Here is a 13,495-nt window from a genome sequence, read left to right as displayed (position 1 = left end):
CGGACGCGCGCCTCCTCCCCGGCGGAGGTGAACCCGTTCCCGCCTTCGAGGGAGGAGTCGCGCGCCGGCGCGGAAACACGGTGGCGGCCGGTAGGCGCGACGACGAGCATCAGGGGGTGGATCAGCACACGAGCGAGATCGTCGACTACTACACGCTGCGCTACCGCGAGGACCAGCGGCTGTCCGCCCGCCCCCAGGCACGGCTGGAATGGATCCGCACGACCCAGCTCCTGCGGGATCTCCTGCCCGGCCCGGGTGCCCGCGTCCTGGACATCGGCGGAGGCACCGGCGAGTACGCGAGGGCCCTCGCCGGTGCCGGCTACGAGGTCCGCCTCGTCGACCTGGTGCCGAGTCACGTCGCGCAGGCACGCGGCGGCCAGCCGTCCATCGAGGCCCGGGTGGCCGACGCGCGGGCGCTTCCCGACGCCGACGACGCGTACGACGTGGCGCTCCTCCTGGGGCCGCTCTACCACCTGGTGGACCGTGCCGACCGGCTGAAGGCGCTACGGGAGGCCGTCCGGGTCACCCGCCCCGGCGGTCACGTCGTGGCCGCCGCCATCTCCCGTTTCGCCGGCCCGCTGGACTTCGCCGCCACCGGACGCCTCGACGAGCGACTCCTCGACGAGGCCGAGAGCCTGCTGACCGACGGCACCAACGATCCACGGACCGGTTTCACCCATGCCTACTTCCATCGGGTCGAGGAGATCACCGACGAGTGTTCGGCGGCGGGGCTGACCGACGTCGTCGTACACGGGGTGGAGGGCCCGGCATGGACGGCGGCGGAGGCCGCGGCGGGCGGGCCGGGGCAGGACGCGGTCTTCTCCGCGGCGTTGGATCTGGCCCGCGTCTACAGCACCGAGCCAGCGCTGGTCGGATCGAGCGCGCACCTCCTGGTCGCCGGACGCGTCCCGGGGCGTTAAGCGGTCAGCCGGCGGACCAGCTTGCGGAGGCCGGCCTGCCAGCCGTCCGGGTCCTCGGCGCGGCGGCGGGCGTAGTCGGCGACCTCCGGGTGCGGCAGGATCAGGAACCGCTCCTCGGCCAGCCCGGCGATTGTCGCCTCGGCCACCTGGTCCGGGCTGAGCACCGCTCCGGAGGCGGCGATCACCCGGGCGCCCAGGTGGCCCTCGACGATGCCGTCGGCGAGCATCGGGGTGTCCACACCCTGCGGGCAGAGGGCGCTGACCCGGATGCCCCGGTCCCGGTAGGTGATGGCGAGCCACTCGGCGAAGCCCACCGAGGCGTGCTTCGTCGTGGTATAGGCGGCGTCGCCCACCGCGGTCAGCACCCCTGCCGCCGAGCAAGTGTGCAGCAGGTGGCCGCCGCCGCGGGCGAGCATGCCGGGCAGCACCGCGCGCGCCGAGTAGACGTGGGCGAGCACGTTGACCCGCCACGCGCGGTCCCAGGCCGCGTCGTCGACCTCCACTCCCCCGCCGGTGGTCACTCCCGCGTTGGCGCAGAACAGGTCGATGCGGCCGAAGCGTCGTTCGGTGTCGTCGACGAGCGCGCGGACCTGGGCCTCGTCGGTGACGTCGAGGGCGGCTGCGTGCGCCACCGGGCCGATGCCCTCGGCCACCGCGTGGGCCGCCTCGGCGTCCAGGTCGGCGACGATCACCGCTGCGGCGCCCTCGGCGGCGAAGCGCCGCGACAGTGCCGCCCCGATGCCACCGGCCCCGCCGGTGACCACCGCGATCCGGTCGGTCAGGTTCACGCGGACGCTCCCACGGGCTCGGTGCCCAACCGGGCGATGAGGGTCATCAGGGCGGCGGCGCTGCCGGCGGTCACCTCGGGAGTGGGCAGCAGCGCGAGGACCGGCACGTCCACGCCGGCGTCGGCGTAGCGGCGGACCTGGGCCCGGCACCGCTCCGGCGAGCCGTGCAGCACCAGGGCGTCGACCACCTCGTCGGGCACCGCCGCGCTGGCGGCACGCCGGTCACCCGCCGCCCAGGCCTCCCACATCGGCGCCAGCGCCTCCGTGCGGCCGAGCCACCGATGGAATTCGGCGTACGCCGGCACGGTGAGGTAGCTGGTGATCAGCCGGCGGCCGAGGGTGCGGGCGTACGCGGTGTCCTCGGTGGGACAGACGAAGATCCGGGCGGCGATCTCGAAGCCGGCACGCCGCTCACCCAGCTCGGCGAGGGCACGAGGCACGTCGTCGGCGCTGAGCCAGTTGAGGATGACCCCGTCCGCCTCGGCGCCGGCGAGCCGGAGCATGCCCGGGCGCAGCGCGGCGAGCAGGATCGGCGGCGGCACCGCCGGTGGCCGTTCGAGGGTGAACCGGCGCACGGTGAAGGTGTCGTAGACCTCGTCCACCGTCTCGCCGCGCAGCGCGGCGCGCAGGAACCGCAGGACGTCGCGGGTACGCCGGAACGGCTCGTCGAACCGCACCGCGTTCCAGTCCCGCACGAGCACCGGCGAGGACGCGCCGATGCCGAGCGCGAACCGGCCCGGTGCCGCCTCGGCGAGCGCCGCCGCGCTCATGGCGAGCAGCCCGGGGCCACGGGTGAAGACCGGGGTGATCGCGGTGCCCAGCCGCAGCCGCGGCTGCCACGCCGCAGCGAGGGCCAGCGGCGTGAACGCGTCGGTCCCGGCGACCTCGGAGGACCACACGTCGGTGAACCCGGCGCGATCAAGGGTCGTGTAGACCGCCTGGTGATCGGCCAGCGGGATCCCGCCCAACGGCACCGTCATGCCCCATCGATTCGTCACCGATCGATCGTGCCCGTTGACGGTGCCCGCGAGCAAGATCCCCGAAGTGGGCAGAATCGCCGGTTCGCGGCCGCGCGCCCCGGCCGAGGTGCTACCACTTCGAGGTGGACCGGAGCACCGGCGCAGGCCGCTGACCATGGGTTCCAGGGCGGCGGGACACCTGGAGCCGGTCCCGGCGGCGGTCGCGCCCGGTCGGGCCACGTTCCTGGAGCTCTTCTTCGACCTGGTCTACGTCTTCGCGCTCACCCGGATCTCCGCGCGCGCGTTCGAGGACCTGACCGAGAGCCCGGCGCGGCAGCACCTCTGGGCGGCGGTCACCGGCAGTGGCAAGACACTGCTGTTGCTGCTGGCCCTCTGGTCGGTCTGGCAGGGCACCGCGTGGACGACCAGCCGCTACGACCCGTACCGGGCGCCGCTGCAGACAGTGGTGTTGACCGCGCTCGTGTCCAGCATGGTGATGGGGGTCGCGATCCCCCGGGCCTTCAGCGAGACCTCGCTGATGTTCGCGACGGCGTACGTCATCGCGCAGGTGACCCGGCCGCTGATCCTGTCGATCGCGTTGGGGCCACATCCGTACCGCCGGCTGAAGGTGCGGATGACAGTGGTGTTCGCCGTCAGCGGGGTGTTCTGGATCGGTGGGGCGTTGCTGGCCACCAACGGGCAGGTGATGCTCTGGACGCTGGCGCTGCTCATCGAGTACCTGGCGGCGCGGTGCGGCTGGCCGGTGCCGGGCTTGGGCCGGTCGACGGTCTCGAAGTGGGAGATCGCCGGGGAGCACCTGGCCGAGCGGTACCAGCAGTTCTTCCTCGTGGCGCTGGGCGAGACGATCCTGGTGGCCGGTTTCGCGTACAGCAAGGGCCCGTACGGGTCGGGGCACGTCTGGGCCTTCGCGCTCGCGGTGGCCACGTCGATCATGCTGTGGCGGATCTACGTCCAGCGCGCCGGGCAGATCCTGGCCGAGGCGGTGATGACGGCCCGTCACCCGGCCAACATCGGTCGCTCGGCGGCGGACACGCACCTCGTCATGGTGGTCGGCCTGGCCGCCACGGCGGTCGGCTACGAGCTGATCATCGACCACCCGCTGGGCCATGCCCCACCGACGTGGCTGGCCATGGCGCTCGGCGGACCCGCGCTGTTCCTGGCCGGCCGGGCCCGCTTCGAGTACGAGGTGTTCGGGCGGGTCTCCCCGTCACGCTGGATCGCCATCCTGGTGCTGGCGGCGGTGGCCGTACCGCTGCTGTTCCTGCCGGGATTGGCCGCGTCGGCCGCCGGAGTGGTCGTGCTGGGCGGCGTCGCGGTCGCCGACGCCCGCCGGGCGCGGGGTGGGCCGCCGGAGGCCGCCGCGACGCCGTTCTGAGCCGTCGGCGTACGCCGAACGGCCGGATAGTCTCGGCGGGTGACCTTCTCCCTCGTCGCCCGATCCGCCGACGGCCGCCGCCACGGCGTCGTCGTGGCCAGCAAGTTCCTCGCCGCCGGGGCGCTGGTGCCGGCCGCGCAGGCCGAGGTCGGCGCGCTGGCCACCCAGGCGCACGTCAACCTCGCCTACCGCCCGCAGGGGCTCACTCTGCTCCGCACCGGAGTGGGCGCCGCCGACGTGGTGGCCGGCCTGGTCGCCGCCGACGCCGAGCGGGAGCACCGGCAGCTCGGCGTGGTGGGCGTCAGCGGGCCGGGCGCGAGCTGGACCGGCCCGGCCTGCCACCCGTGGGCCGGCGGGCGCACCGGCGACGGCTGGGCCGCGCAGGGCAACATCCTCACCGGCCCGGAGGTCGTCGACGCGCTGGGCGACACGTGGCTGGCCTCCTCGGCGCTGCCGTTCGCCGAGCGGCTGGACGACCACCCCGACCCGGTCACCGAACTGGGCCGGCTGCTGGCCGTGCACACCCTGCTGTTCAGCCGGCCCGACCCGGCGACCCTGCTCGACCTGAGCGGCGCGGTCGCCGACGAGGTCGCGACGTTGCTCACCGCGCTGGGTCACCCGGTCGGCGACGACGGGCCGGAGGCGGCGCTGTTCTCCTGGGCGGGGCTGGAGAACCTGGAGGAGCGGCTGGTGCCGGGCCGCATCGACCCGGTGGTGCTCACGCACCTGCGGGGCGTCGCCCCGCACGTTCCCGCACCCCGCCCGGCGAGCTGACCGGACGGGCCGGCGGCAGCGGCACCCGGTGACGGGCCAGGGCGGTCGGGTCAGCGGCCGAAGGCGAGCCAGCGGAAGCCGGCGGCGTCGATCGCGGCCCGTTCCGGGCCGGTCAGCGCGGCACGTCCGGTGGTCTTGCGGATCAGGGTCAGCCGGTCCCAGCCCAACGCGGCAGGCGCGGGTCGCCCCGCGGTGAGCAGCTCGGCGATCACCGCGGCGGCGTGCGGGGTGAGCCACGACGGGCGGTCCAGCGCCGCCGCCAGGTCCAGGCCGTGCACGCCCACCTCGACCACCCGGGTCCGCAGGAACTCGGTGAGGAGCATCGCGTCGCCGTGCCGGGTCCGGACCACCCGATCGGGCGGGGCTCCGGCGACCGCCGCGTCGGCGGTCCGCCAGGCCCGCTCGAACCCGGTCGCCAACGCCTCCCCGCTCGACTGTTGCGCGTCGCGGCGGCCGCCGGCGATGCGGTCGGTGTCCACCTGCGGGGTGAACTTCGCCGCGCCGAAGTAGCGGGCGGCGTCCACCTCGGCGCGCGGAGGTGCGGGGGCGGCGAGCATGTCGGCCAGCCGTCCGGCGCCGGTACGCACGTGCGCGAGCAACTCCCGGACGGTCCACGGCGGGCAGGGGGTGGGCCGGTCGAGGTCGACGTCGTCCACCTCGGCCAGGACCTCGGTGAGCCGTCCGCACTCGGCACGGAACGCGGCACGAACCGGGTCCATCGGTCGGCTCACCCCTTGACCCTCGGCACCAGCCGATGCACGACGGTCAGCACCAGCGCCATCACCAGCGCCATCGTGCCGGCGATGCCGGCGGCGCTGCCCGCGTACCCGACGAAGAGCGGGCGGCGGCTCAACTCCTCCGGCCCGGTCCCGCGCAGGTCCACCAGCCAGGTGAGGGCCAGCCCGGAGGCGATCAGGGCGAGCACGCCGGCCACGCCGAGCACGATCGCGGCGACACGGTGGGCGTCGCCGGGCGCGATCTGGGCCTGCTCGCGTTGGGTGATCAGCAGGACCAGTCCCGCCAGCGCCGCCCAGACACCCACCACCAGGTAGGCGGCGACCGCGTCGCTGGGCCGGTGCCAACCGGCGGACAGGGTCGCCACGCCGGCGAGGGCGGCGTAACTCGCGCCGACGAAGGCGCCGACGGCCCGCACCTTGGGCGGCAGGACGAGCATGAGCGCGACCGCCACCGAAGCGGCCACAGCGGTGTGCCCACTGGGGAGGCTGTTGCCCACCGCTGCCCGGTCCGGGTCGAGGCCGAGGTCGGGCCGGCTCAGGCCGTACTTGAGCAGTTGGGTGGAGACGTTCGCCCCGGCGATGAGCAGGGTCGCGGTGACGGCCAGGGCGATCCGCCCCCGGATGAGCGCGATGAAGCCGATCATCGCGGTGGCGGCGAGCAGGGAGACCACCGACATCGCGTTGAGGATCCGGTCCACCGGACCGTCGATGCGGTCGTGGCCGATCTGGTTGCCGGTCAGTGCGACAGTGTCGACCCACTGGCCGATCTCGGTGTGCAGGGCCACCCGCCAGACGGCGAGGAGGGCGGCCGCCTGGACGAGGGCCAGTACGACCAACCAGACCGCGGTCCAACCCCGTGCCGTCGCGCGCATCCGCACACCGTAGCGGCCGGTGCCGGCCGGTCGGTCGGTGGCCCACCGGCTCCCGCCGGTTAGGTTGGGACCGAGGCGAGGAGGTGGCGGTGGACGGCACACCGGGGCGGGAGTCCGGCCAGGTCGAGCCCGGGCCGGACCGGGCGACGGCGGCCGGTCCACACGCCGGTGGGACGGCCCCGGTCGAGTCCCTGGCGGACCTGCTGGGCGGTCGGCGGGGCGCGGTGGACGCCACGCTGCCGCCGGTGGCGTTCGCGCTGGGCTGGCTGATCGGGGGCGAGTCGCTGTGGGCCGGGGTGGGCGCGGCGCTCGCCGTGGGCGTCGTGGTGGCCGGCGTACGGCTGCGGCGGGGTGACCGCCCGCGCTCGGTGCTGATCGGGCTGCTCGCCGTCTGCGTCGCGGCGCTGATCGCGGTGCGGACCGGGCGGGCCGAGAACTTCTTTCTGATCCAGTTGCTGTCGAACGCCGCCAGCGCGCTGGCCTGGGCCGTGAGCATCGTGGTGCGCTGGCCGCTGCTCGGCGTGCTGGTCGGCGCGGCGCTGGGCCAGCGGACCCGGTGGCGGCGGGACCCGGCGCTGCTGCGCGGGTACGGCAGGGCCAGTTGGGTGTGGACGGCGACCTATGTGGTGCGGGTGGCGGTGTTCGTCCCGCTGTACCTGAGTGGGCAGGTGCTCGCGCTCGTGGTGGCCCGGATCGCGTTGACCTGGCCGCTGGTCGCGGCGGCGCTGGCGGTGAGTTGGGTGGTGCTGCGCCGGTCGTTGCCGACCGGGCACCCGGGGCTGCGTCACCCGGTCACCGGCGACCCGGACGTCCGGCCCGACGAGCAGGCCGGGCAAGGGTCCCGGCGGGCATAAAAGTGGAGAGGCCGCCACGGGGGGAGCGGCCTCTCCGGTGACGTACGTTACTCCGTCATCCTCTGTGGTGTGATCCCGCGACAGCCGGAATTTCTGGGCTTTTTCGCGGCAGTCTTCAGTCCGGGCGGTGGGGTGGGCCGGTCGACCCGCTGCGTTGGCCAGATGACCGGCCCACCCCGGCCTGACCGTGGGTGTCAGGCCGTCCGCCGGCCGGGTCCCGTCGTTCCCCCGGACCCGGCCGAACCCCGGGGTGGGCGGGGCACTCCACCCACCCCGGGTCGTTGTCAGCCGTTCGGGAACAGGGTCCCGTAGTCGGCGTACGCCATGGCCACGTCGGCCTGCGCCCAGAAGCGGTGGTAGTTGAAGCTGGGCTCCGCACCACCGTTCAGGTACGCCTGCACCTTGGGCCAGTCCGGGTCGTTCTTGTAGAAGGACCGGATGTCGAGGAAGCTCTTGCCGGCGGCGATGGCGTCACCGTTCGGCATCTTCCCGGTCCAACCCGGCGGGACGTAGAGGCCCTGCCCGGTGGACGCGTCGTAGACGTCGTCGAAGCGCTTGTAGTCGCCACGCGTCTCGGTGGTGGAGACGCCCTTCGCGTCACTGGCGGCGTCGAGCGCGTCCAGCAAGCCCTTGGCGGTGGTCTTCGCCGCCGCGTTGCCCGACTTGGCCGCGTACGCGATCAGGATCCGGGCGTAGGAGGCGGCGACGCCGACGTCCTGGCCCTTGCTGATCACCTCGACGTGCAGGTTGGTGTTGGGCTGCGGGCTGGACGGGTTCCAGGTGGTCGGCTGACCGGTCCACTTCATGTCCGACGGGATCGACCAGTTGGTGCCGACGGTCGTGTTGGCGATCGCCCACGGCACCCACTTGTCCAGCAGCGCCTTGGCCTTCGCGTTGCCGGTCTGCAGGTACAGCTCGGCGATCCGCTGCATCGACCACGCCTGCATGCCGAACCACTGGTTCGACGGCGGGTCGTTGTAGACCGGGTCGACGTCGTAGAACATGCCGTAGAAGGTGCTGGTGCCCGACGGCGGCTGGGCGTAGCTGCCGTCCCAGCTGTTGGTCGCGCCGCCGGCGATGCCGCCCTCGGACGACTGCAGCCAGGTGTAGAACTCCAACTGCCGGTCGAAGCTCTTGGTCCAGTCGGCGACAGCTGTCGACGACTGCGGCTTGAGCTCCGGGGTGTTGGTCAGCGCCCAGGCCGCGAACGGGTTCTGGTAGCCGAAGTGGTTGTGGCTGGAACCGATCCGCCAGGACCAGTTCTGGCTGGTGTCGTACGCGCCGCCCCAGGCGTAGTACCAGGACAGCAGGTAGTGCGCCGAGTCCTTGCCGCTGCCGGCGGGGCAGGTGCTGGCCCCGACGCAGTTGCCGATCTTCTTGAAGTACTTGTCAAACATCGCGTACCGCAGGTAGTCGCCCATCTTGGCGGCCTTGGCCACGGTGGCGGCGACGTCGGCCTGCTTGCCCTGCGCCTTGGCCCAGGTCAGCGCCCAGTACGCGGCCTGCACGGCACGGGCGTCGGCGTCCGGGGCGTTGGTGTACTTCCACTGCTTGGCGGGAGCGCCGGTGTCCTTGACGAACAGGTCGAGGTAGCCGTACTGACCGCCGTGCTTGAAGGTGTCGCAGGACGGCTGCGGGACGGTCTCCCACACCGACTCCTGCGTGCCCCGCTGGAAGGTGTTGATGTACGCCGGCTTGGTGGTGCCGTCACCACAGTGGCCGAAGCCGTAGGTGTTGTCGACGTCCATCAGCCAGTGCATGCCGTAGATGTCGCCGGTGCCGTAGGTGGACTGGAGCTCCGAGCGGAGCGGGTCCTGCCCGACGGAGATGTTGGGCTGCAACGCCGAGGGGTACTGGCTGGGCAGGTTGTACTCGGCGGCGTACTGCGGGGTGCCGGCGGAGCCCGCGGTGGGCTGGTCGGCGTGCGACGGGATGATGTACTTCTCCATCACCGTCCAGGCGTTGTTGAACGGCGCCCAGTTCTGGGTGACGCGGCCGTACTGGGCCTCGAGCCAGATCCAGAAGCTGAACGCTTCCGAGGTGGTCTCGTGGCCGTGGTCGGGCGCCTCGACGATCAACGTCTCGACCGAGTGGTACGGCACGCCCTCGGGGCTGAAGTAGCCCGAGTTCTTGATCTTGCCGTACTGGTCGAGGAACTTCTTGATGTAGGCGTTGTCGCCGCCGGGGGTGTCGTTGTCGATCTCCGTGGCGGTGACCGCCAGGGGCGCGAGACCGGTGGCGGACGCGGTGATGGTGGCGGCGCCGCCGACGGTGTCGGTGTCCTCCGCCGCGGCGACCGTGACGGTGACCCCGGTGTTCCAGTTGGTCGGCGTCAGCGTGGCGCTGGTCGGCGAGACCGTGATGTCGGTGTCCCCGCTGGGGGTGAGGGTGACCGGCACGCTGGTCGTCGGCGCGGCGCTGAGCTTGAGGTTGAAGGTGGTCGTGCCACCCTCGTTGACGCTGACCGCGGACGGCGTGGCGATCAGCGTCGGGCCGCTGGCGGCGCCGACGGTGAACGCCTTCTCGGCGACCCCGATGCCGTTGGCGTTGTCGTACGCCTTGGCCTGCACCGTGTAGTTGCCGGCCGGCAGGTCCTCCTGCGTGTACGCGTACGGCGCCGTGGTGTCGGTGTTGATCAGCAGGCCGTTGCGGTAGAACTCGACCTTGCTGATCGTCCCGTCCGGATCGCTGGCCGTGGCGGTCAGCGGCACGTCGGCCGGGGCGGTGAACGGCCCGCTCGGCAGGGCGAGGGAGACGGTCGGCGGCTGGTTGGCCGGAGTGCCGTTGCAGGAGGTGCCGTTCAGGGTGAACGAGGTGGGCTTCGGGTTGCTGCCCGAGTAGGAGCCGTTGAAGCCGATGGTGGTGGAAGCACCGGTGCCGAGGTTGCCGTTGTACGACTCGTTGGTCGCGGTGACCTCACTGCCGGACTGGCTGAACCTGGCCGACCAGCCCTGGGTGACCCGTTGGCTGCTGTTCGGGAAGGTCCACTTGAGGGTCCAGTTGCTGACCGCGTCGCCCAGGTTCTTGATGGTCACGTTCGCGGTGAAGCCGGTGTTCCAGTCGTTGGTCGCGTAGACCACGTCGCAGGCGGGTGCTGCCTGCGCGGCGCCGGCGGGCAGCGTCACCCCGCCGATGGCGAGCGCGGCGGCGGCGAGAATCGCCACTCGGCGGCGTCGTGCCAGTTGTCTCATGTGCGCGGTGTCTCCTCGGACCAGGCCGGGATGGTCCCCGGCGAGGCGCCTGCCCGCGGGTGTGGTGGTACGCGGGGGATTCGAGGCGCCGGGAAGGTGGTCGCCCCGGGCCCGGCCGGGGTACGGCGGTGCGGCCCGCGCGGGAGGGGGTCCCGCCGGCTGCGATCGGGTGCCGTGACCGGAAGTCGTGCTGCCGGCTGCCCTCGGCGGACCCAAGCCCACGCGATCTGGCTCCTGTCGCGTTGAATCGACAGTGTGCCATGGAAGCGCTCCCACAACAAGCGCACAGGGGGCGGGATCACCCAGTTGTTTCGATCTCGTTTTGGGTCTTTCACAAAGGCGTGACGGGCGTTACAGTCGCAACATCGGTCGATGGGAGCGCTTCCATCGACAAAGGTTCCAACTGGAAGATCACCGGGACCGTCCTCGTGGCGGGCCCGGGGAACCAACCCGAAGGCCGACGGCGGGCCAGCCCGGACGCCGCCGTCAGCCATCATCCCGCCACAGGGAGGGAGGTGGAACCAGAGCCACTCGCGTGGCCCGGCTCCCGCGCGACACGCACGGCAGGACCCAAATTCCGCCCGTGTGTGTGCAGTTACGGTGGGGACGGGGGTTGCCCTCCCCCGTCCCCACACTAAACCCCCGTACACAATGGGAAAAGAGGCCGACGGGACAGGCGCGAAGCGCCGCCCGGTCGGCCTCGTTCGCTGTCCGGGGCCCTCACCCGCCTCGACCCGCCACGCCGGCCGCCCTGACGGCCGGCTCACCGGGCCGGCCGCTCCTGGCCTATTCTGGGAGCGCTCCCGAATCTCGGCGGCGGCCCCGTATCCACGAGGAGAATCCATGTCGATACCTACCGGGCCCGCCGGCCCGCTGCGCTTTCCCCGCGACTTCGGCTGGGGCGCGGCCACCTCCGCTTACCAGATCGAGGGCGCCACCAAGGAGGACGGCCGCGGCGAGTCGGTCTGGGACACCTTCAGCCGTGTCCCCGGGCGCACCCGCAACGGCGACACCGGCGACGTGGCCGCCGACCACTACCACCGGTACGCCGAAGACCTCGACCTGATGCGCGACCTGGGTCTGCGCAGTTACCGCTTCTCCATCTCCTGGCCCCGCGTCCAGCCCGACGGCACCGGAGCGCCCAACCAGCGCGGGCTCGACTTCTACCGCCGTCTCCTGGACGGCCTGCACGAGCGCGGCATCGCCCCGATGGCCACCCTGTTCCACTGGGACCTGCCGCAGGCGTTGCAGGACGCCGACGGCTGGGAGTTCCGCGACACCGCCTACCGCTTCGCCGACTACGCCGACGCGGTCTTCACCGCCCTCGGTGACCGGGTGCCCGTCTGGCTCACCATCAACGAGCCCAAGACCGTCGTGCAGAACGGCTATCTCATGGGCCACCACGCGCCCGGCCGGCAGGACCCGGACGCCGCCTACCTCGTCGCCCACCACCTGCAACTGGCTCACGGTCTCGCGGTCCGGGCGCTGCGCGCCGCCGACGGCACCGGCCGGATCGGTCCCGCGCTCAACCTGCACCCCTGCTACCCCACCGACGACTCCCCCGAGGCCGCCGCCGCCGCCCAGCTGTACGACGGCTACGAGAACCGCCTCTACCTCGACTCGCTGCTCAAGGGCAGCTACCCGCAGGATGTGCTGGCCGACCTGGGCCCGCAGAGCCGGATGGTGCGCGGCATCCGCGACGGCGACCTGGCGGTGATCTCGGCCCCGGTCGACCTGCTGGCCGTGCAGTACTACACGCCCATCTACGTCACCGCCGACGGCAGCACCGAACACCGGTGGCCGACCTCCGAGGCCGGTTGGCAGCAGATCTACCCCGACGGCATGTACGACATCCTGACCCGGGTCACCCGTGACTACGGCCCGATCCCGCTCACCGTCACCGAGAACGGCCTGCCCACCCCCGACACCCTGGCCGCCGACGACACCGTCGACGACAGCGGCCGGATCACCTTCCTGCGCGACCACCTGGCCGCCGCGCACCGCGCCATCAGCGCCGGAGTGCCGCTGGAGAGCTTCCACGTGTGGTCGATGCTCGACAACTTCGAGTGGGACGAAGGGTACGACCAACGCTGGGGCCTGGTCTACGTGGACTACACCACCCAGCGTCGGGTGCTCAAGCGCAGCGCCCACTGGTACCGCTCCGTCATCGCCGAGGGCGGTTTCTGAGCGGGCCGCCCGGACGGCCGGGCCCGGACGGCTCGGCTCCGGGTGAGCCGGTGACCGTCCGGGTTCCGGTCGGGAACGTTCAGCGGGGCAGCGCCTGCTGCAACTCCGCCCGCAGGGCAGGGGTGAGCATCTCCCCCGCCTGCTTCGCCAACCGGGCCATCTCGTAGCCCACCACGCCGATGTCCGCGTCGCCGGCCGCGAGCGTGGCCAGGATCGACCCGTCGCGGACCTGCATCACGAGGAAGTAGCCCCGGCCCATCTCGACCACCGTTTGCTTGACGATGTCGCCGTCGAACATCTGTGCCGCGCCCGCCGTGATGCTCATCAGCCCGGACGTCACCGCGGCGAGCTTGTCGGCGTGGTCGCGGGGCAGATGGTCGGAGATGGCCACCAGCAGCCCGTCGGAGGAGACCACCACCGCGTGCGCCACACCCGGCACCCGCTCCGCGAACGCGCTCACCAGCCAGCTCAGGTCACGTGCCTCCTGGCTCAACGTCGTCACTGTCGTCGTCCTCCTTCGTCGTGCCCCCACGAGGGTGGCACCGGTATCTCGGTGGTGTCCTCGGCCTCGGCACGCCGTACCCCGCTGTAGAGCCGGGAAAGCATGCCACCGACCGCCTCCGGGTCCAGTTCGGCGCGCGCCGGCGCCGACTCGGGCTGGGCCGGGCGGGTGACCGCGGAGAGTTGCGCCATCGGCACGCGGATCGGCAGGCCCCGCTCGTTCGTGCCGGCCGTGACCGGGGTGGCGGGCGGCGCGGCCGGGCCGGGGGCCGCCGCCCCGGTCGGTCCCTGCCGGGACCACCAGCCGCCACCGTCA

The 13,495-nt window shown here is 72.6% G+C and carries 11 protein-coding genes and 1 pseudogene; 5 read left to right on the top strand and 7 right to left on the bottom strand.

From position 1 onward, the window contains the following. Nucleotides 1-116 precede the first annotated feature (116 nt). Nucleotides 117-920 carry a class I SAM-dependent methyltransferase gene (locus B0E54_RS22640; RefSeq protein ID WP_234587884.1) on the top strand — a complete coding sequence of 268 codons (804 nt, stop codon included), beginning with the start codon at nucleotides 117-119 and terminating at the stop codon, nucleotides 918-920. On the opposite strand, the gene B0E54_RS22635 is transcribed toward B0E54_RS22640, so the two are convergent. Continuing rightward, a complete protein-coding gene (locus B0E54_RS22635; RefSeq protein WP_234587883.1) occupies nucleotides 917-1,708 on the bottom strand; it encodes an SDR family oxidoreductase in 792 nt (263 codons plus the stop codon). The genes B0E54_RS22640 and B0E54_RS22635 overlap by 4 nt on opposite strands. Next, nucleotides 1,705-2,688 carry an LLM class F420-dependent oxidoreductase gene (locus B0E54_RS22630; RefSeq protein ID WP_234587929.1) on the bottom strand — a complete coding sequence of 328 codons (984 nt, stop codon included), beginning with the start codon at nucleotides 2,686-2,688 and terminating at the stop codon, nucleotides 1,705-1,707. Before B0E54_RS22630 ends, B0E54_RS22635 begins: the two co-directional genes overlap by 4 nt. 154 nt (nucleotides 2,689-2,842) lie before the next feature. On the opposite strand from B0E54_RS22630, the gene B0E54_RS22625 reads away from it, so the two are divergent. Next, nucleotides 2,843-4,063 (top strand): low temperature requirement protein A, encoded by a 1,221-nt coding sequence (locus B0E54_RS22625; protein ID WP_234587882.1) that lies wholly within the window; start codon nucleotides 2,843-2,845, stop codon nucleotides 4,061-4,063. A gap of 39 nt (nucleotides 4,064-4,102) precedes the next feature. Beyond that, complete coding sequence (locus B0E54_RS22620; protein WP_234587881.1) at nucleotides 4,103-4,837, top strand: DUF1028 domain-containing protein; 735 nt, start codon at nucleotides 4,103-4,105, stop codon at nucleotides 4,835-4,837. A gap of 50 nt (nucleotides 4,838-4,887) precedes the next feature. On the opposite strand, the gene B0E54_RS22615 is transcribed toward B0E54_RS22620, so the two are convergent. Beyond that, nucleotides 4,888-5,556: a maleylpyruvate isomerase N-terminal domain-containing protein gene (locus B0E54_RS22615; protein WP_234587928.1), complete on the bottom strand. Its 669-nt coding sequence runs from the start codon at nucleotides 5,554-5,556 to the stop codon at nucleotides 4,888-4,890. 8 nt (nucleotides 5,557-5,564) lie between these two features. Beyond that, entirely contained in the window at nucleotides 5,565-6,452 is an 888-nt protein-coding gene (locus tag B0E54_RS22610; RefSeq protein ID WP_234587880.1) for a phosphatase PAP2 family protein, read from the bottom strand. 194 nt (nucleotides 6,453-6,646) lie between these two features. Here B0E54_RS22610 and B0E54_RS22605 point away from each other — a divergent pair, with 194 nt between their 5' ends. Beyond that, nucleotides 6,647-7,300 (top strand): DUF3159 domain-containing protein, encoded by a 654-nt coding sequence (locus B0E54_RS22605; protein WP_374109303.1) that lies wholly within the window; start codon nucleotides 6,647-6,649, stop codon nucleotides 7,298-7,300. A 284-nt stretch (nucleotides 7,301-7,584) separates the two neighbouring features. Here the strand turns inward: B0E54_RS22605 and B0E54_RS22600 are convergent, their stop codons facing one another. After that, the gene (locus tag B0E54_RS22600) at nucleotides 7,585-10,491 is read right to left on the bottom strand and encodes a glycoside hydrolase family 48 protein (RefSeq protein WP_234587879.1); all 2,907 of its coding nucleotides are present in this window, start codon (nucleotides 10,489-10,491) and stop codon (nucleotides 7,585-7,587) included. 843 nt (nucleotides 10,492-11,334) lie between these two features. On the opposite strand from B0E54_RS22600, the gene B0E54_RS22595 reads away from it, so the two are divergent. Continuing rightward, nucleotides 11,335-12,678, top strand: a complete 1,344-nt coding sequence (locus tag B0E54_RS22595) for a GH1 family beta-glucosidase (protein WP_234587878.1) — start codon at nucleotides 11,335-11,337, stop codon at nucleotides 12,676-12,678. Nucleotides 12,679-12,757: 79 nt separating this feature from the next. On the opposite strand, the gene B0E54_RS22590 is transcribed toward B0E54_RS22595, so the two are convergent. Beyond that, complete coding sequence (locus B0E54_RS22590; RefSeq protein WP_197281421.1) at nucleotides 12,758-13,171, bottom strand: roadblock/LC7 domain-containing protein; 414 nt, start codon at nucleotides 13,169-13,171, stop codon at nucleotides 12,758-12,760. 5 nt (nucleotides 13,172-13,176) lie between these two features. Beyond that, a pseudogene (locus tag B0E54_RS22585) lies at nucleotides 13,177-13,495 on the bottom strand (ATP-binding protein); the annotation flags it as partial.

It is taken from the genome of Micromonospora sp. MH99, assembly GCF_021442385.1.
Classification (GTDB): Bacteria; Actinomycetota; Actinomycetes; order Mycobacteriales; family Micromonosporaceae; genus Micromonospora.
The sequence above is the reverse complement of the archived record's forward strand: the minus strand, read 5'-3'. Positions and strand labels throughout refer to the sequence as shown.